This window comes from Chryseobacterium takakiae (assembly GCF_900129385.1).
Taxonomy (GTDB): Bacteria; Bacteroidota; Bacteroidia; order Flavobacteriales; family Weeksellaceae; genus Chryseobacterium; species Chryseobacterium takakiae.
In genome coordinates this window covers 175,896-195,304 of record NZ_FQVO01000010.1, presented here as the reverse complement: position 1 = coordinate 195,304, position 19,409 = coordinate 175,896, and the positions used below count along the sequence as shown (strand labels likewise).

Genomic DNA, 19,409 nt, shown 5'->3' with positions numbered 1-19,409 from the left:
GCAGGAGGAACCGCACCTTACACATTCAACTGGGGAGGTGGAATCACCACTGAAGACAGAACAGGCTTAGCTGCCGGAACCTACACGGTAATCATTACGGATGCTAACGGATGTACAGCAACAGTTAATGCTACGGTAACTCAACCTACGGCTCTTAGCGCAACTACTTCGCAGACGAATATCGCATGTAATGGCGGATCAACAGGAGTAGCAACAATCAACGTTACAGGAGGAACAGCACCTTATACCTATTCATGGTCTCCATCGGGAGGAACGGCTGCAACGGCTACAGGCTTATCCGCCGGAACTTATACCGTGACAGTTACTGATGCTAATGCATGTACGTTAACCAGAACATTTACTATTACACAACCTGCAAGTGCAGTAAGCGGAACAACAGTAGTAACGAATGTAGCATGTAACGGAGCTTCCAACGGAGCCATCAACTTAACTCCGGCAGGAGGAACCGCACCTTACACATTCAACTGGGGAGGTGGAATCACCACTGAAGACAGAACAGGCTTAGCTGCCGGAACCTACACGGTAATCATTACGGATGCTAACGGATGTACAGCAACAGTTAATGCTACGGTAACGCAGCCTACGGCTCTTAGCGCAACTACTTCGCAGACGAATATCGCATGTAATGGCGGATCAACAGGAGTAGCAACAATCAACGTTACAGGAGGAACAGCACCTTATACGTATTCATGGTCTCCATCGGGAGGAACGGCTGCAACGGCTACAGGCTTATCCGCCGGAACTTATACCGTGACAGTTACTGATGCTAATGCATGTACGTTAACAAGAACATTCACTATTACACAATCGGCTCCGGTAGCTGCTCCGACAGGAAGTTCACCTCAGAATTTTGCTCCTGGAAGCACATTGAGTGCTTTGGTAGTGACGGGTACGAATATCAAATGGTATGCTTCATCTTCAGATGCACAAAATCATGTAAACAGCCTGCCGCTAAGCACAGCTTTAGTACACAATACTACTTACTATGCTACACAGACCATAGGATCTTGTGAGTCTACAGCTTCTCTGGCAGTATTGGCAATTAATACTACTCTTGGTGTTGCTGATAATACAAAAACAAAATCTCAGCTTCAGATTTATCCTAATCCGGTAAGAGATATTTTGAATTTCAGCGGACAGGAAGTAATCACCAAAACAGTAATTTTTGCTGCAGATGGAAGAAAAGTAACTGAAAAGAAACTACAATCAGGGGAAAGAAGCATTGATGTTCAAGCTTTACCTCAGGGAGTATATCTGATTCAGGTATTTACAGATAATGGTATGCAAACCTTTAAATTCATTAAGAAATAGTTTTCATACGTTCTAATTATTAGAATAAATTATTATAATAAAGGGGCTGTCTAATTTTAGGCAGTCCCTTTTTATTGATCTTAGATATTATGAAATATTTCATAAACCGCTATAAATGGTTCCGTAAATTCAGGAGTATAGATAAGACTAATTTTACACAGAATTCATAACTCATTTAATAGTCTTCTAAAATAAAATGATTTGTTCACAAAAGTGAGATAATGTCAGTATTTAAAAGAAGAATTCTTAACTTTAGTAATCTATTCATTTGCTATGAATTACAATATACCTGAAAACTTAAAAGGACTTACAGAAGCCGAAGTTGAATTTTCCAGAAAAAAATACGGATACAATACTTTGGGAGAAGTTCAGAAAGAAACATGGATGAATATTCTTGTCGGCATTCTAAAGGAGCCAATGCTCATTTTATTGATTTGCGTTTCATTTATTTATGTTCTGATAGGAGATTACGGTGAAGCGCTATTCATGTTTGTCGCCATAGTTGCTGTTACGGCAATATCTTTTTACCAGGATAACCGCAGCAAAAAAGCGCTGAAAGAACTGGAAAAACTTAATGAACCCTTAAGCAAAGTAATCCGGAATTCAAAAATTGTAGAAATTCCGACTTTTGAAATTGTTTTAGGAGATTTATGTATTACTGAAGAAGGGAATCTCATTAACGCAGATGGAAGAATTGTGCACAGTAATGATTTCTCAGTCAATGAATCTTCTCTTACCGGAGAAAGTTACTCAGTATTTAAAGATAGCGAATCGGAAGATAATGAGATATTCAGCGGAACCGTTACCGTTTCCGGTCTTGCAGTGTATAAGGCAGAGCGTATTGGCAGAGAAACGAGAGTAGGAAAAATTGGACAGTCTATTATTAATATCAAAGAAGAAGAATCGCCGTTACAGATTCAGATCGGGAAGTTTGTAAAAGGAATGGCGATCATTGGAATTATTATTTTTCTGGCGGTCTGTACTTTCAGTTTCATCAAAACGGGAAGTTTTCTTGGCAGCATTTTGAACGGTCTTACGCTGGCTATGTCCGTCCTTCCGGAGGAAATTCCTGTAGCCTTCACAACTTTTATGGCATTAGGAGCCTGGAAGCTGATGCGAAACGGTATCATCATCAAGCGAAGCAGTATTGTGGAAACCTTGGGAAGTGTAACGGTAATCTGCACTGATAAAACAGGAACAATCACTGAAAATGCCATGCAGCTGAAATATCTTTATGATTACCGCTCAGATGCGGTGTATGAACAGGAAGAATTTAAGTCGGAAAAGCTAAATCAGCTGATTGATTATGCTATGTGGAGCAGTGAGCCTGTTCCTTTTGATCCTATGGAAATTACGCTTCACAAAACCTATGAACAGAACCGCCCTGATGATGAAAGGAAAAGTTATAAACTTTTTCATGAATATCCGTTGGAAGGTAAGCCTCCGATGATGACCCATCTGTTTGAAAATGAACAGAAAGAAAGAATTGTTGCTGCGAAAGGAGCGCCGGAAGCTATCATTAATGTTTCCAGACTTTCAGAAGAAGAAAAAATTAAAATACGTGGGGTAGTAAAAAAATTCGGAGAACAGGGATACCGGGTTTTGGGAGTGGCGATGTCAGGCTTTGAAGGAAATAATTTCCCGGAAAAACAACAGGATTTTAGTTTTGACTTCCTTGGATTAACAGTATTTTATGATCCTCCTAAAAAAGAAATTAAAAAAGTATTGGAACAGATCTATAATGCGGGGATTAAAATAAAAGTAATTACAGGAGATAATAGCGATACAACACAGGCTATCGCCCTGCAGGCGGGAATTAAAAACAGTACGGCCGCGGTAAACGGTGGCGAAGTTACATTGGCGTCAGAAGAAGAATTAATGAAAATTGCAGAAGAGAGGACCATATTTACAAGAATGTTTCCTGAAGCAAAACTTAAAATAATCACTGCTTTAAAAAAGCAGGGGCAGGTAGTAGCCATGCTTGGAGACGGTGTAAATGACGGTCCTGCCTTAAAAGCAGCACATATTGGGGTAGCTATGGGAAGCAAGGGTACTGAAATTGCCAAATCGGCAGCAGCGATGGTGCTTATGAATGATGACCTGGAAAAATTGGTAATTGGGATTGCTGCCGGTCGGAGAATTTACGCCAATATTAAAAAAGCCGTTCAGTATATTATTTCTATTCATATTCCCATTATTCTTACCGTTTCGCTGCCCCTGTTTTTGGGTTGGGCATTTCCCGGTATTTTTACTCCGGTACATGTTATATTTTTAGAGCTGGTTATGGGACCTACCTGCTCTATTGTTTATGAAAATGAACCTATGGAAAAAAATACCATGAATCATCCCCCGAGAAAGCTTACGGATACTTTCCTGAACTGGAAAGAACTTACTATAAGTATTATTCAGGGGTTGGTAATAACGGGCGGAGTATTAGGTATCTACCAATATTCAGTCTACCTTGGAAATGATGAATTTAAAACCAGGGCACTCGTTTTCAGTACCCTGATTTTTGCCAACATATTGCTTAGTCTTGTAAACAGGTCTTTCTATTACAGCTTTATAGAAAGCTTTAAAAATCGTAATTCGCTGCTTGCAGGGATTACAGTATTGGTATTGATACTGCTTTTTGTTATTTTATATATAGATCCTGTTTCCAGGTTTTTCAATGTAACGTCTCTGGATATCAATGAGCTATTGATGGTAGCTGGTACAGCTGCGGTTTCAGTGCTGTGGTTTGAATTTTATAAATTTGCTAAAAGAATTTCAGCTTGATATCGGCAGTACCATAAATAGATTATGGATTATAATAAACTTCGGGCGGAACCAAAGGTTCCGCCCGAAGTTTATTATAAATATTTATTTTCCGAAAAATAATTGGTCTTGTTTTCTTTGCTCATCATAAATTTCCTGAAAGCTTACCGGCATATATTGATAAAGAAGTTTCCAATGCTGAATTTTAGCATGTTTTTTAAAACTTTCAAAAGACCTTACAAAAAGATTTTCAATAATATCTCTAATATAAGAATTGCCGTTTCGGTAAATCAAATGCATGAGCTTCATATGATGGGAAATGATATTTATTTTTGCCTCCAACAGCAGGCTTTTCAAATAATTGACCGTGGCCTGAATAATACCTGCGAAATTATCCTGTACGGAAAGTTGGGAAATCTCGGTGCGCAAAGGCGGGTAAAAAAACTTTAAATATTCAACAGCTATTTTTTGATCAATAGTTTGCATTGATGCATTCATCATAATTAATTTCAAGTACTTTATTTAAACGAAAACCGTACCAAAGTTTATTAATTCTGTAAAACAGTCTGAAAATAAAATATCATCAGATACTATGGCTATAAATCTGTCTGGCATACACTTTTTGAAGGTCAGGTGAAAGATGGCTGAAGATCAGATCACGGTATTCTTTAGCACAGAAAGCGGTACAGTTATCCAATGAATACACAAAAGAATTTTCAATCGCATTTTTTATCATTTTATCACCTTTGTTGTACAATTCGTTCATTTTTCCAAGGCATTTAAATAAACAGCTGATATTATTCTGTCGGATCATGCTTTTTACTTTATCCGTTAAAAAACCGATGATGTGATAAGAGTTCTCTATTTTCTTTTCGTTAAGATCATTGCAGATTTCCGGAATCGCAATGGTTATTTCCTGAGTGGCTTGTAGGTAGTTCATATTTTGTGGTTGGTTAAAAAATTTAACAATAGTTAAAATAATAGTTGAAAGCTATCAGAAAGATATTCACAATCATGATGCCAAATTTCAAATCTGTGTGGGATGTTGTATTGTATTGTTTTGATAATCAGTGTATTATTTAAATATAGCTATTTGAATATAAGGAAAAACACTTCAAATTAACAAGATTTTTTATCAAAACGAAATGGTGCTGATTCTCTGATATTATTAATATCTTTGCAGTCCAAAAATATTCAGGAGATGTTTTCAAAAATCGTAATGCACAGAGTCGGAAATAAGATCAACGGAGAATCGTTAATGCTTTCTCAGGAAGAGCTTCAGCTTGATGAAGGAATGGCAGAGCTCCTGGAGAATTATTTTCTCGGATCTTTCAAATCAGAAGAAACATTTCATTTTTACAGCGATTCTTATCTGGTGAATAACCCGGTCTACAGTTCCGTATCTGAAATTTTTGATGACAAAGCCAAATTTCTCTGGGAAGCTGAAAATATTGCCAAACATCTTTTTGAAGCAGCCGAAAATCCAAGAGTGCAGGGAGGAGAATTATTTATCATTTATTTTGAAGATGAAAGAGAAGGCACTGAGAAAGTCGACAAGATCGGGATCTTTAAAATGGAAAAAAGAGAATCCTTCCTTAAAATTTCTCCTCAGCAAGACAGTTTTGTGATCGAAAAAGATCAGGGTATCAGTCTTTCTAAGATTGATAAAGCAGCGCTTATTTACAATAATGATAAAGAAACGGGGTACATACTTTCTGTAGTAGACAACAATAAAAACGGGGATATGTATTACTGGTTTGAAGATTTTCTGAAGGTAAAACAGCGTGATGACGAATATTTCCATACTCAGGAAGCGTTGATGGTATATAAAGATTATATTACCAAGCAACTGCCTCAGGAATTTGAAGTTTCCAGGGCAGATCAGGCAGATTTTCTTAACAAATCCATTAATTTTTTCAAGGAAAAAGAAGAATTTAACCTGGATGATTTTAATAAGGAAGTGCTTCAGGACGAACATGTTATTGAAAGTTTTGTGAATTTTAAAACCGATTATGAGCAGGATATGCAGATCAATATCGCAGAAGAATTCCCGATCAATGAAACAGCTGTCAAGAAAACCCAGAGGCATTTTAAAAGCATCATTAAATTAGATAAGAATTTCCATATCTATATCCATGGCGACCGACAGAAAATTGCGCAGGGAGAAGATGAAAAAGGAAAGTATTATATGCTGTACTTTGAGAAAGAAGTGTAATGGTAATGTCTTTGCATTTCGCAGAATTATTAACGGATCGGCCGCTCCGGCAGAAGTTTTTGCTATTTTAAAATAAGTCTAAATAAAAATATTTATAATGTTGTAAGTGAGGTTTTTATATTTAAAATTTAGAACTAGATTGTAATATTTTAAAAGTTTTTTAAAGATTTTATTTAATTTTCATTCAAAAAATTTTTTTTGTGGTATTTCTTTCATCTAAAATAGTACCACACCTTTAATTTTTTTTTTATATTTGATTGATCAAAGTATTATATGAATTTTGTAGAGTGTCATGAAGAGCCTATCCATATTCCGGGCTACATACAAAGTTTTGGCTATCTGATTGGCATTGACGCAGAATCTCATTCCATTACTTTCTTCAGCAAGAATATTGAGGATATTTTTAAAATCGAAAGTTCTGAAGAGCTTTTCGGTAAAAAGCTTACGGATTTTCCGGAAGCTTTCAACAGTATTATTAACTCCGATATTTTTAAATCCCTACCTGATTTTACAAGAAGGGATAATGAAACTTTTTTTAATAAAATTTTTATTGAAAGCGAGCAATATCATTTTTCGGCATTCAGAAATAAGGGAAATATATTTCTTGAATTTGAAAAAGTAATTGTTAATCCTGATAAGCAGATTACCAACAAATATGATAATTTTTATATTGTTGAAAATGAGCAGGAAATTTGGGATCAACTCCTTAATATATTATCTAAAATTGTGAATTATGACCGTATGATGGTCTACAAATTCATGATGGACGGCTCCGGGAAAGTTGTTGCAGAAAAAACAAATGATAACCTGGAAAGCTATCTGGGACTTCACTATCCGGAATCTGATATCCCTATCCAGGCGAGGGAACTGTACCTTAAAAAAAGAAAAAGAATTTTCAGCAATGTCCATGCAGAGCCAGTACCGCTGTTAAGCAAGATGAAGGAAAGTATAGACCTTACATACTCAACTTCAAGGGCAATGTCTCCTATTCACGGACAGTATATTAAAAATTCGGGAGCGTCTTCAAGCTTCAGTGTTTCCATTATCATAGATGATTACCTCTGGGGTCTTGTTACCTGCCAGAATTCCGAGCCGAAACATATTGATCTCGAAGACCGTGTGCAGGCCGGGATTTTCACGGCACTGGCATCCAATGCTTTTTCATCTTTCAAATCGAAAAGTGATCTGAATTACCGCCTCCAGCTTAATGAAGAGGTTTTACGTCTAAAAGCGGAATTTTTAAAACACGATACGTTACTTGAATCCTTAACGGAAAATAAGGCAGAACTAAGAAATCTTCTTGATGCCGACGGTCTTGCAGTAATTGCGGATGAATATACTATTATGGACGGCATTACACCTGATCCGTCTGCCATTGAAAATATCACCAAGTGGGCCCATGGAAATATTGAAGACAATATTTACCTGAGCCGAAGTTTTCTTAAAGATTACGGACAACAACTTGGGCTTGATGAAAGGGCAGCAGGTGTAGTTATCTATTTCATGGAACGAAATAAAAACAATGTCCTGATCTGGTTCCGTAAAGAGTTTGACGAACACATCAACTGGGCAGGGAATCCGGAGAAAAAAATTGAGGTGGTGAATAACGACGGAGAAGAAAAAATGATGGTTTCGCCAAGGACCTCTTTTAAAATATTTACTGAAGATATTAAAGGAAGTTCTAAAAGATGGAGTTCCAGGAATATTCTGGCGCTTCAGGCTGTACGGGACCTTATTTTAGAAGCATTACACAAAGATTATAATACCATTAAAAGGCTTAATGACGAGCTTAAAAAAGTAAATGAAGAACTCGACAGTTTTTCATACACCATTTCTCATGATCTGGGAACACCGCTTACCGTGATGAAGCTGAATGCACAGATGCTTCTTAAAACATTGATAGACGAATCTGAGAAAAGCCGTAATAAGATCAATTCCATCATTGAAGAGATCGACAATATGGCGGAAATGATGCATGACGTTTTACAGCTCAGCCGGGCCAAACACAGTGAAATTCAGCTTGAAAAACTTGAAACACTGCAAACCATTGAAAAGATCTGCGAAAATGCCAAAATTACTTTCGGAACTCCGAAAAGTGAAGTCATTATTAAAGCATGTCCGGAAGTTCTTGCTGATAAAACAATGCTCCATCAGGTATTTTTAAATATCATCAACAACGCGATAAAATACTCTTCCCAGCAGGAAAAACCGGTGGTGGTAATTGAAGGAACCGAACAGGGCGAGACGGTAATCTACAGAATTTCAGACAACGGAATCGGTATTCCTGAAGAAAATAAGCACAAGATGTTTAAAATCTTCAACAGGATGGACAATGCCAAAAAGTTCAAAGGAAACGGAGTAGGATTATCAATTGTGCACAGAATTATGAAGAGAATTGGAGGCAATGTAGAGTACGAGAGTTCTCCGGAGGGCACTTCATTTATCCTAACATTTAAAAAACCTTAATGATTATTAAGGGAATAAAAAATCCTTATGACTGTATCAGAATATCTAAAACAAAATACGGTAGCATATCATGATGCTGCCGAAAAACTTTTTAACTCACAAAAAATTTTCAGTAAAACATTTACTCTCGAAGATTATAAAAAAATAATCCGCACCAATTACCTGATGCTGCTGCATTCTGAAGATAAAATATTTAAAGAGCTTGATGAATATTCGGAAAAGCTGCAGCTTAGCGACAGAAAAAAACTTCCTTTAATTGAAAAAGATCTTAAAAGCCTTCTGCTGGAAAAAGTTGTTGCCGGAAATGAACTGGAATTGATCAGTCTTCATGAAGCTCTCGGAGCGATGTATGTTATTGAAGGCTCTACTTTGGGCGGAAACGTAATTGCCAAACAGCTTTCAAAAACGGATGGATTTGATGATGTCACTTTCAATTTCTTCGGCTGCTACCACGAAAATACGGGAACAATGTGGAAAAGCTTTAAAGAAACCCTTGATGCTGAAGTTCATGAAAATAATTATGATGAGGTGCTATCCGGGGCCAAAAAGCTTTATACATTTCTACTCAATATCAACTAAATAGCTTTTTATATTCCAAATAACGTTTTTAAAGATAATTAAATTCCTGAAAGATTGCTCAATTTTTCAGGAATTGTTAAATTTGGGAGTTTTCAATTTTAAACTAAACAAATAATTCAAAAAAGTTATATTATGGAACTGCAAAGTTCCATAATGCGATTAAAAAACAATAAATAGACATATTATGAAAGTAACTGTAGTAGGTGCAGGCGCTGTAGGAGCAAGCTGTGCAGAATACATCGCAATGAAAAACTTCTGTTCGGAAGTGGTTTTGGTAGATATTAAAGAAGGATTTGCTGAAGGTAAGGCAATGGATCTGATGCAGACCGCATCTCTGAACGGATTCGATACGAAAATTACCGGAACAACAGGAGATTACAGCAAAACTGCAGGTTCTCACGTAGCGGTTATTACGTCTGGTATTCCAAGAAAACCGGGAATGACAAGAGAAGAACTGATTGGGATTAATGCAGGAATTGTAAAAGAAGTTACTGAAAATTTAGTAAAACATTCTCCGGAGGTAATCATCATCGTAGTTTCCAATCCAATGGATACAATGGCTTACCTTGTACACAAAACTTCCGGTCTTCCTAAGCATAAAATTATCGGAATGGGTGGTGCGCTGGACTCTGCAAGATTCAAATACAGATTGGCTGAAGCATTAGAAGCTCCTATTTCAGATGTAGACGGAATGGTAATCGCCGCTCACAGTGATACGGGAATGCTTCCTCTATTGAGCAAAGCTACCAGAAACGGGGTTCCTGTAACTGAATTCCTTGATGCTGAACAACAAAAATATGTAATCGAAGAAACAAAAGTAGGAGGCGCTACGCTTACCAAATTATTGGGAACTTCTGCTTGGTACGCTCCGGGAGCTGCTGTTTCCGTAATGGTTCAGGCAATCGCCTGTGATCAGAAAAAAATGATCCCTTGTTCATTAATGCTGGAAGGTGAATACGGACAAAACGATATCTGCCTTGGTGTTCCTGCCATCATTGGAGCAAACGGTGTTGAGAAAATCGTAAACGTAACGCTTACTGCTGAAGAGCAGTTGAAATTCGCTGAAGCTGCCAACGCGGTAAGAGAAGTGAATGGAGATCTGAAGTTTTAATAAACAGACTTTACATATCTTATAGATAAAAGCCGCACCCGGAGAGTGCGGCTTTCCTATTTTTTTTGAAATTTTAAATTGATTCTCCTATATCATTCAGGATAAAGTTTTTAATCTGAAATCGTATTTAAATCATATAAATTTTGCCCAATAAAAATTTAATGTCCTGATTAACCTCAACCCCGCAGCTCAGAGGGCGAAACTCCAAATTCTTTTTTAAAAGCAAAAGAAAAATGGGAAAGGTCCTCGAAACCCAGATCAACATAAATATCCGAAGGTTTCTGGTGCTCCTTATCCAGAAGAAAATAGGCTTCCTGAAGACGTTTTTTAATGAGCCATTTGCCGGGAGCCATATTAAAAATTAACTTGAAATCTCTTTTAAAAGTGGATAAGCTTCTGCCGGTCAAGAATGCAAAGCGCTCCAGGCTGATATTGAATTTATAATTCTGGTTCATGAAATGTTCCAAGTCTATTTTATGCGGAATACTGAAATTGAAAAAAATATCCTTCAGATCCGGATTGTTTTTTAACAGAATCATCAGCAGCTCTTCACGCTTGATATCCACAAAATAATCATCAAGCTGCTCCGTACCATTATAATAAGGTTCCAGAGAATGGACAAAATTTTTAACCAAATCATCTTCGTTGATGAAGATAAATGAATCACTGTTATCTGCCGTTTCAGCAGTGTAAAAATGGCGCTCCAGGAATTTTTTGAGGAAAGCTTCATCGAAAGTTATAATTACTTTTTCAAAATGCCCTTCGTCTTTATATTTGGTGTACCGTACCAGATGATTTTTCCGGGCAATGCAGTAATCACCGGGTTGTATCTGATAATGTTTATTTCCGTCATAAGCGACCATCGAACCTTTGAGCAGAAACAAAAAGAAATGCTCCGGAATAAACTGCTCCGGAGAAATTTCAGGTCCTAAATGGCACGATTGCAGATTGTTGAATTTCATACTGTTATTAAAGATACGATAAATCTATAAATGAGCCATAACACTATCAGCACTTGCCAGCAATGCCTCTTCACGGCTTCTGGGGTTCCAGTGAAGAACTGTTTTTGCTTTTTTATTGGATACCTCTTTGTAGAATTCCTTTCCAATCGGTTCCAGTTTTTTAATATGGGAAGTATATTGCGGTCTTTCTTTTTTAAATAATTCGGCAACATCGTAAAAACTCATCACCCCTTCTGCAGTGGCAATAAAACGTTCTCCGGATGCTTCCGGACTTAGCATGGCTTTGAGATGGATATCCGCAACATCTCTCACATCGACAACGCCCATGGTGAAAGTAGGAGTGTATTCCAGATTACCATTCAGTATCCCGGAAACGGCAATATCGAGTGAAGCAGAGGTGATTCCACCAATGGCAGGACCAAATATTCCTACCGGATTGATCACGGATAATTCCAATCCGCTTCCTTCTTTTTCAATAAATTCCCAGGATGCTTTTTCTGCCACGGTTTTCGATTTGATATAGGCCGGAAGCTCTGTGTTGAGATCGGTCCAGTCATTTTCTGTAAAAACATAATTTTCTTTATTGATGCTGTAACCAACTGCCGCAAATGATGAGGTTAAAACCACTCTTTTCACACCGGCATCACGGGCAGCTTTCAATACGCGCAAAGCACCGTCTCTGGCAGGAATGATCAGTTCATTTTCATCTTTCGGATCCTGAGCCGGGAAAGGGGAGGCCACATGAAACACATAATCGCAGCCTTTTACGGCTTTATCCCAATTGTTGTCGTTGGTAAGATCTGTTTCAAAAAAAGCGAGTTTTGAAAAATCCGAAATTCCTCCTTCTTCTAAGGCTTTAATGATGCTGTCCTTTTTTGAAAGTGAACGAAGGGTCGTTCTCACCTCATATCCTTGCTGTAATAATTGCAGTACAGTATGAACTCCAAGAAATCCTGTTCCTCCTGTTACTAAAACTGTTGTCTTTGTATTTTCCATTTATTTAAATTTTACAGTACAAAGTTGGATAATATCTGGAGTTTTGATTTTGTTGTAAAGTTCAAATTTGGTTTGTTGTGGAGGCCAAGCTATTATGAAAGTTTTTTCCTAATTTCATCTGTAACATTTTCAAATTGATTTAGAAGATCAAATGTGAGCCCTGCTTTTGTATGATTTGAAATTTTTTTCTTTACAATTCCATTAATTTTACAAAAAAAATCGTAATCAATCTTTATCTCATTACCGTACATGCTATTATACCGATATTGTAGAAATTGTATAAGTTTAAACTTGATTTGGTTACTGCTTTTTTCGTAAAAACTATATACTCTGTTAGGATTAAACTTATTAAAAATCGGTAAAAAAAGATATTTCTCTTCTGTAATAAATTTGTTTATAAAACCTTCAATGTTATCATAAAATAGATTTATAATATTTTCAGTTTCATCTGCTTCGATTTTATCTTTTAATTCGTAATTTTTTTTAATAATATATTTTCTAAGCTCATTTAAATGATTTTTATTTTCAGCTTCATTATTAATATTTAAATGAAGTTGAAGTATATCACTTGGAATGTAATCTGTTAAGCTTAAATCTATCGCTTTTTTTAATTTTTTAGTTAAATTTTCTAAATTTAAATTTAAAGGATTATTATATCTTGAAATTAGATAAAAAATTGTTAAAAAATCATTTATTTTGTATAACCCTTTAAAAGCAAAATCTACTAATTTTTTAGTTAATTGTATATATTCTTTGTCAGTTAGATTATAAACATTTATTCCTATTAATTGATTATATACAATATAATGCGGAGGAATTTCATTATTAACTATATGATAAGTTTCTTGCAACTCTTCAAAAAGTAATTTGTAGTCAAAAATATTTGCTCCTGTTATGTAAGTATATATTGATTCATGAAATGTGTAATTCACATTATTAAAATACTTTTTTTCAAATTTATTTCTAAAAGATTCTTCAACTTCTACCTTCTCTTGTTTATTCCAAAAAGCAGATCGAAAGTTTTTTTTATCTAATTCTCTTCTTTTTTTATATGTAATATTACCTTCTTTATATTCAATTGATAAAGCAAAAGTCAATCTAAATAAATATAATAGAATCTCGTTCTTTTTTTCCAATAAAACATTAGAGTTAAACTGCATTTCGATTTCGGAAAAAATATTATGAAAATAGTCAAATACGAAAATTATTGTTCTGAGATTTTTGTAGTTATCTGTAATTTCAATAACAAAATCAATATTATTTATAAGAAATTCACTATAAACTTTTTGTGAATTATACTTATTTTTTACAATACTTAAAATACACTCTTTTATATTTGGAATAAATTCAATTGTATTGCATATAATTTTTTCTTTCAAAGTTGCATAATTTGTTTCTTTAATCTTATTTTCATTTGCTAAAATTATTATTTTTATATTCTCTAATTCTACTAATGAATTTATATAGCCAATAACCTCTTCAAAGCTCAAATCATTACTAATTCTTTCAAAATCATCAAAACAAAAAACTAATTCATTAAAGTTTACAATATTTCTTGAAGAGACAGTTATTTCATCTACATATTTTGTGTAATCCCCTAAACCTTTTAAATGTAGAAGTCCTTTAGTAAAACTTTTAGCAATTGATGAACCTAATTTAAATTTTGAATCTTTTAAAATTGGATAAAGAGACAATAATATTTGTGTTTGAACATCATCAATAGATTTTATGCCGAAGAGAGAAATACGCACTGCCTTGTATTTTTTTGAGGCATCATAAATGGTTTCTGTATTTTCAATTTGGTTTTTTAATGTAGTATTAAAAAAGTATGTTTTACCTGTTCCCCAGTCTCCTGTAATCATTGTTGCATAACTGGTGTTCATTCTTAAATACTGATTAACAACTTTTTCTAAGTATTCCACTATTTTTATTTTCAAAATTATTAAATTTTATAATGCTAATTCTGTATTAAGATTTATATACATAAAAAATATAAGTTAAATTACAAAATATAGTTATTGTCATTAATTACCATCGGTCTTTATATTAATAGATCAACGCTAATAAATATTAAATCTCCCACGGAAAAAGCCGCATGAGAAAAATATATGAAATGGAACTTCGATCAGTTTATTTAATAATTGTTAAAGTTGGCAAAAGCACCTTCGGAAGCGGCAAAGAAGTTATCGTATAACAATCCTGTATTTCCAACACGAATTTCATAAATATCTTCCTGAAGTGCTTTCACCAGATCGTTCGCAACATCCGAAGCCGGAATTCCATTCTCCCGGCCTGCGATTTCTATAGAAAAGTCAATTTTTTATAGTTTTTGTCGATAATTATTGAAGTGAATTTAAAACCCTTTCGAACTCAAGGTCACGGTTATCAAGAATATCCTGATCTGTATATTGTATCAATTCATTGATTCTGATCCCTTTTTGCTGAGTCTGTGTATTATCGGGATAAAAGATTCCATTTCCTGTAAATTCCAGAAGATAATCTCCCGGTAGATTGATTTTAACCACATCTCCGTCTGCACCAGAAGTTTGCTGCCCGATTGTTATCGATTGTGGGAAAATTTTCTGCAGGCTCATAGAATACCATTCACTGGCACTGCGTGTATCGGGATTTACAAGTATAAAGACTTTTCCGGAATAGGAATGGGTTGTTTTATTTTCAATTTGCGGATAATTATATTTGGGATCCCGGAGATTAAAGGTTCCTAAATTTTTCAAATTAGGTTCATAATATTTGTAAAAATAATTTTCGACAGGCGAGAAGTATTTATAAACATAATAAAAAACGAAGCCGCCCCAATCCGGATAACCCCTCATATCAAAAACAATGGCCTTTTTATGCGAGGCATCTTCCAGAATGCTGTCCATTTTGGCATCTAGTTTATCGTCGTCAACATTCTCCATGAAATGCATCGTTGCATCGGTTTTAAAATAAGCAATATCTTTATTAATCAAATACCGGTTTTTTATTTTGCCATTTTTATTATTGATATAATTAGCGAGAACGGAAACTTGTGATTTATCAGCAGCACTGATTAATTCAATTTCTGTAGAGAATTTTTTGGAACCGGAGCGTACCGCTAAAGTTTTCTTTGGTAAATTATCCGGCCAGATCAAATTATACTCGTAGGTTGAAAGAACGTATATTAGTTTCTGATGATTGGAAACCGAAAGCAATCTCCCTTTTTCCTTAATAATTTCAGAGACTTTTTTTCCATTGATTTCCGTGATTTTATCACCCGTTTTTATACGGGCTTTACTGCATATCTCAGGGAAAATAAGATGGGTAACCAACAAATGATCTCCCACAATCTGAAAATCAAATGGTGAATAATATGAAACATTGAATAATATCCCGTCTTTGTAATTGAGCTCACGGTAAAAAGAAAAAGCGTGACTATCCTGAAATTGGGAAATGGTTTTGGCAAGGACCTTCTCAAAATCTTTTCGGGTTGATGATTGTACAGCTTCATCCAGTAAAATAGTAAAATAAGAATCGAAATTTTTATCCATTAAATATTTGTGTGGAAAAAGATAATCAACAGTACCCTGTATTTTTGCCATGGCCAATAATCTGTATTTCAGCGGAAGATTTTCTTCTTTAGCAAAAGAATATTTTTTTTCATCATTTACTGATTTTCCTTTTGGTAAAAGCCCGTAATCAAAGCGGTTTTTGTAGATGCTGTTCAAAAGGTTTTTGTTTTCCTTACTGATCTTTTTATTTTTTTGAAACCAGTCGAAATTTTGATTAACAGAAAGGATATCCTTATTGTTATCAATAATAGGTAGCGAAGAAAATTGGGTGTTTAAATTCTGTGTTATTAAAGTAATGATTTCGTTGAAATTCTGGTTTGGCCTAACTTTTTCGATATTGACTAAAAACAAACTATCAGCATCGTTTTTTCCACTGGCAAGATCGCGATGATAATATTTTACGAAATTCCATGTCTTAATGAAATCTGCATATTGATTTTTCTGGGCAAAAATAAATTGTTGAACAACTAAAAATAGTATAAAAAATGTGATTTTTTTCATGATAATAAGTAATTTATAAATATAACATTATATTTTAATAAAAATTATTTATTACCATAATGGCTGATTGTCTTATGATAACAGATCAAAGCTCATAAAAATCGCCGTTTCAGCAGAATCGTTGTATAATTTAGTATTGATCCCTGTAATGGCAAATCCTGCATTCTGAAACAATTTAATTGCGTAATAATTGGTGTTCTGGGTTTCGAGTTCTACCATTCTGCATTGCAGTTCTCGTGCTTCGCGGTTAATTGCTTTAATCAGCAGTCTTCCTATATTTTGTCCCCTGAAATCTTCACTTACCAACAGGGTTTCAATAAAAAGACTATTGTTCCAGACTCTGAAATCACACACAGCCCAGGCTATCAGCTCACCGTTATCAAACACACCGAAAGAATGTCCCTGGCTGATCATAGCATTCAGACGGTCAAAATCCTCCTCACTGCTGTTCCATACTTTATTGTACGATTGTTTTTTTTCTCTTAAACTAAATTCAAAAGTATTTCCTGCTTCAATAGCAGATACTACATATATTTTATCGGTCGTGTAACCGTTTAAACCCCAATCCAGTATGGGATTGCCGGACAGATTTTCAAGTTTTCGTATCTCCATTGATAAAATGAGAATATTGATTGATTCTATTTGAAATGAATGTCCTAGCGCGTAGTTTTGGTGCTGAACATATTACCGCCCGTTGCATAGAGCAAAACCTGTAAAATAATAAGAACCGAAATTACAGCTACCCTGATCATCGCGTTTTCAGCAAACCTGTTTCTGATGGTTTCCATATAGTTGATCTTCTCAATTGCAAATTCCTTAAGGCGTGCAATATCTGTAAATTCATTTACCTTTTTGATCTCCGAATTGATTTCAGCTTCGTTGAGTGTGGTGGCCACATTGATCAGGTTGATATTGCTTATAAAAAGCCATGCAAATAAAATGATGGAAACTGATAAAAGGAAAGGTCGGAGAAGTTTCATTTTTCTGTGTATTAATAAGGATTTGATATTTCTCAAATTTAACTAATTTGAAACAAACTCCATACAAATAATGTACCTTAAACTTTTTTAAGACAATTATTTACCAATTTAAAACTGATAAATACCGTATAATACATTCTATAAGCAATCGGAAACTGAAATTTAAACAAAATTTCATATACCAAAAATTCAAAACCCGTAAATTTGCTCACAATAAAATGTAATTCAATGCTTAGGAAAATTTCGATTGCAACGGCAGTTATACTATCTGTAACGGCAATCAACGCGCAGAAGATTAAAAATTCCAGATTAGAAAGGCCAAAGTTGGTGGTAGGGCTGGTGGTAGACCAGATGAGATGGGATTATTTATACCGTTATTACAACAAATACGGCAATGATGGTTTTAAAAGATTACTCAATACGGGTTATTCTCTGAATAATGTTCATATTCCGTATGTACCCACTGTTACGGCATTGGGACACGCCTGCATCTATACGGGTTCGGTTCCTGCCATTCACGGTATTGCGGGAAATGACTGGACGGATAAGGAAACCGGCAAAAATGTGTACTGTACCACAGATGATTCGGTAAAACCTGTTGGGACTACCAATGCAAAAGTGGGAAGCCACTCCCCGAAGAATTTATGGTCAACCACTATCAGTGATGAATTGAGAATGGCAACCAATTTTCAGGGTAAAGTAATCGGCGTTTCCCTCAAAGACAGGGCTTCGATTTTACCGGCAGGTCATACTCCGAATGGTGCTTTCTGGTTTGATGATTCTACGGGAGATTTTATCACAAGCAGCTGGTATATGAATGATCTTCCGCAGTGGATAAAAGCATTCAATGCACAGAAAATGCCTGAAAAACTGGTTGCGAATGGCTGGAATACCCTTCTTCCCATTGATCAGTACACCGAAAGCTCTCCGGACAATTCTGCGTGGGAAGGATTATTGGGAAGTGCAAAAACACCTGTTTTTCCTTACAGCAATCTGGCTGCAGATTATAAAAACAAAAAAGATAATATCCGCTACACACCATTCGGGAATACGCTCACCCTGAAGCTCGCAGAAGCGGCAATAGAAGGAGAAAAGCTGGGAAGTGATGATGTGGTGGATATGCTGGCGGTAAATCTTGCTTCCACAGATTATGCAGGACATAAATTCGGGCCCAACTCTATTGAGGTGGAAGATGTATATTTAAGGCTGGATCAGGATCTTGCACAATTTTTTAACTATCTTGATTCTAAAGTAGGAAAAGGCCAGTATACTGTTTTTCTTTCCGCAGATCACGGCGGTGCACATTCTGTAGGCTTTCTGCAGGAACATAAAATTAATACCGGATTTTTTGGCGACGGAATGGAAAAAAATATGAATGATAAGCTGAAAGAAAAATTCGGAGTTGATAAACTTATTAATGCCATTGATAATTATCAAATCTATTTCGACAGGAAACTTCTGAAAGAACATAAACTTGATCTGGATGCGGTAAGAGATTTTACCGTTGAGGAAATTGAAAATGATCCGAATGACCTTTACGCCGTTTCAGTAACGAAAGTGCAGCAGTCTACAATTCCGGAACCGATTAAACAAAGAATTATCAACGGGATCAACAGACAGCGAAGCGGAGATATTCAGCTGATCTCGCATGATTCCATGCTTCCGCCTTATTCTAAAACAGGAACAACGCATAGCGTATGGAATTCTTATGATTCTCATATTCCTTTGATTTTTATGGGCTGGGGAATTCAACATGGCGAAAGCAATAATGCATATTTCATGACGGATATTGCTCCTACGGTTTCTTCTTTACTGAAAATACAGTTTCCAAGCGGGAATATAGGAAATCCCATAACGGAAGTAATCGGAAAATAATTTTTTTGAAAAACTGTCTCAGCTTTTACCGCAAAAGGTACAAAAGAATAATACAGTTTTAAAGCTTATCATTGCGTAAGATTGAAA

The 19,409-nt window shown here is 35.5% G+C and carries 15 protein-coding genes; 7 read left to right on the top strand and 8 right to left on the bottom strand.

Annotated elements, in window-relative coordinates:
• Positions 1 to 1,332 (top strand): T9SS type A sorting domain-containing protein (locus BUA76_RS13995; RefSeq protein ID WP_143149915.1); only part of this gene is annotated, 1,332 nt, incomplete at its 5' end.
• A 273-nt stretch (positions 1,333 to 1,605) separates the two neighbouring features.
• Positions 1,606 to 4,107, top strand: a complete 2,502-nt coding sequence (locus tag BUA76_RS13990; protein ID WP_072885413.1) for a cation-translocating P-type ATPase — start codon at positions 1,606 to 1,608, stop codon at positions 4,105 to 4,107.
• A gap of 84 nt (positions 4,108 to 4,191) precedes the next feature.
• Here the strand turns inward: BUA76_RS13990 and BUA76_RS13985 are convergent, their stop codons facing one another.
• Together BUA76_RS13985 and BUA76_RS13980 are read right to left on the bottom strand one after the other, a co-directional pair.
• Positions 4,192 to 4,587 carry a DUF7674 family protein gene (locus BUA76_RS13985; RefSeq protein WP_072885412.1) on the bottom strand — a complete coding sequence of 132 codons (396 nt, stop codon included), beginning with the start codon at positions 4,585 to 4,587 and terminating at the stop codon, positions 4,192 to 4,194.
• Positions 4,588 to 4,669: 82 nt separating this feature from the next.
• On the bottom strand, positions 4,670 to 5,026 hold the full coding sequence (locus BUA76_RS13980; RefSeq protein WP_072885411.1) for a DUF7674 family protein: 357 nt from the start codon (positions 5,024 to 5,026) through the stop codon (positions 4,670 to 4,672).
• Positions 5,027 to 5,287: 261 nt separating this feature from the next.
• Here BUA76_RS13980 and BUA76_RS13975 point away from each other — a divergent pair, with 261 nt between their 5' ends.
• From BUA76_RS13975 to BUA76_RS13960, 4 genes are all read left to right on the top strand, one after another.
• A complete protein-coding gene (locus BUA76_RS13975) occupies positions 5,288 to 6,301 on the top strand; it encodes a nucleoid-associated protein (protein WP_072885410.1) in 1,014 nt (337 codons plus the stop codon).
• A gap of 273 nt (positions 6,302 to 6,574) precedes the next feature.
• Positions 6,575 to 8,767, top strand: a complete 2,193-nt coding sequence (locus BUA76_RS13970; protein ID WP_072885409.1) for an ATP-binding protein — start codon at positions 6,575 to 6,577, stop codon at positions 8,765 to 8,767.
• A 27-nt stretch (positions 8,768 to 8,794) separates the two neighbouring features.
• Complete coding sequence (locus BUA76_RS13965) at positions 8,795 to 9,346, top strand: biliverdin-producing heme oxygenase (protein WP_072885408.1); 552 nt, start codon at positions 8,795 to 8,797, stop codon at positions 9,344 to 9,346.
• A 184-nt stretch (positions 9,347 to 9,530) separates the two neighbouring features.
• Positions 9,531 to 10,457 carry a malate dehydrogenase gene (locus BUA76_RS13960; protein WP_029294870.1) on the top strand — a complete coding sequence of 309 codons (927 nt, stop codon included), beginning with the start codon at positions 9,531 to 9,533 and terminating at the stop codon, positions 10,455 to 10,457.
• Positions 10,458 to 10,633: 176 nt separating this feature from the next.
• Here the strand turns inward: BUA76_RS13960 and BUA76_RS13955 are convergent, their stop codons facing one another.
• From BUA76_RS13955 to BUA76_RS13925, 6 genes are all read right to left on the bottom strand, one after another.
• Positions 10,634 to 11,419 carry a helix-turn-helix domain-containing protein gene (locus tag BUA76_RS13955; protein WP_072885407.1) on the bottom strand — a complete coding sequence of 262 codons (786 nt, stop codon included), beginning with the start codon at positions 11,417 to 11,419 and terminating at the stop codon, positions 10,634 to 10,636.
• A 24-nt stretch (positions 11,420 to 11,443) separates the two neighbouring features.
• Positions 11,444 to 12,415: an SDR family oxidoreductase gene (locus tag BUA76_RS13950; RefSeq protein ID WP_072885406.1), complete on the bottom strand. Its 972-nt coding sequence runs from the start codon at positions 12,413 to 12,415 to the stop codon at positions 11,444 to 11,446.
• Between the two features lie 92 nt (positions 12,416 to 12,507).
• Positions 12,508 to 14,337 (bottom strand): P-loop NTPase fold protein, encoded by a 1,830-nt coding sequence (locus tag BUA76_RS13945; RefSeq protein WP_072885405.1) that lies wholly within the window; start codon positions 14,335 to 14,337, stop codon positions 12,508 to 12,510.
• A gap of 417 nt (positions 14,338 to 14,754) precedes the next feature.
• Positions 14,755 to 16,467, bottom strand: a complete 1,713-nt coding sequence (locus tag BUA76_RS13935; RefSeq protein WP_072885404.1) for a S41 family peptidase — start codon at positions 16,465 to 16,467, stop codon at positions 14,755 to 14,757.
• Positions 16,468 to 16,539: 72 nt separating this feature from the next.
• Positions 16,540 to 17,079, bottom strand: a complete 540-nt coding sequence (locus BUA76_RS13930) for a GNAT family N-acetyltransferase (protein ID WP_072885403.1) — start codon at positions 17,077 to 17,079, stop codon at positions 16,540 to 16,542.
• 44 nt (positions 17,080 to 17,123) lie between these two features.
• Positions 17,124 to 17,447 (bottom strand): hypothetical protein, encoded by a 324-nt coding sequence (locus tag BUA76_RS13925; protein WP_072885402.1) that lies wholly within the window; start codon positions 17,445 to 17,447, stop codon positions 17,124 to 17,126.
• A 228-nt stretch (positions 17,448 to 17,675) separates the two neighbouring features.
• Between BUA76_RS13925 and pafA the strand changes: the two genes are divergently transcribed.
• Entirely contained in the window at positions 17,676 to 19,322 is a 1,647-nt protein-coding gene (gene pafA / locus BUA76_RS13920; protein WP_072885401.1) for an alkaline phosphatase PafA, read from the top strand.
• The last annotated feature ends 87 nt before the right edge of the window (positions 19,323 to 19,409 follow it).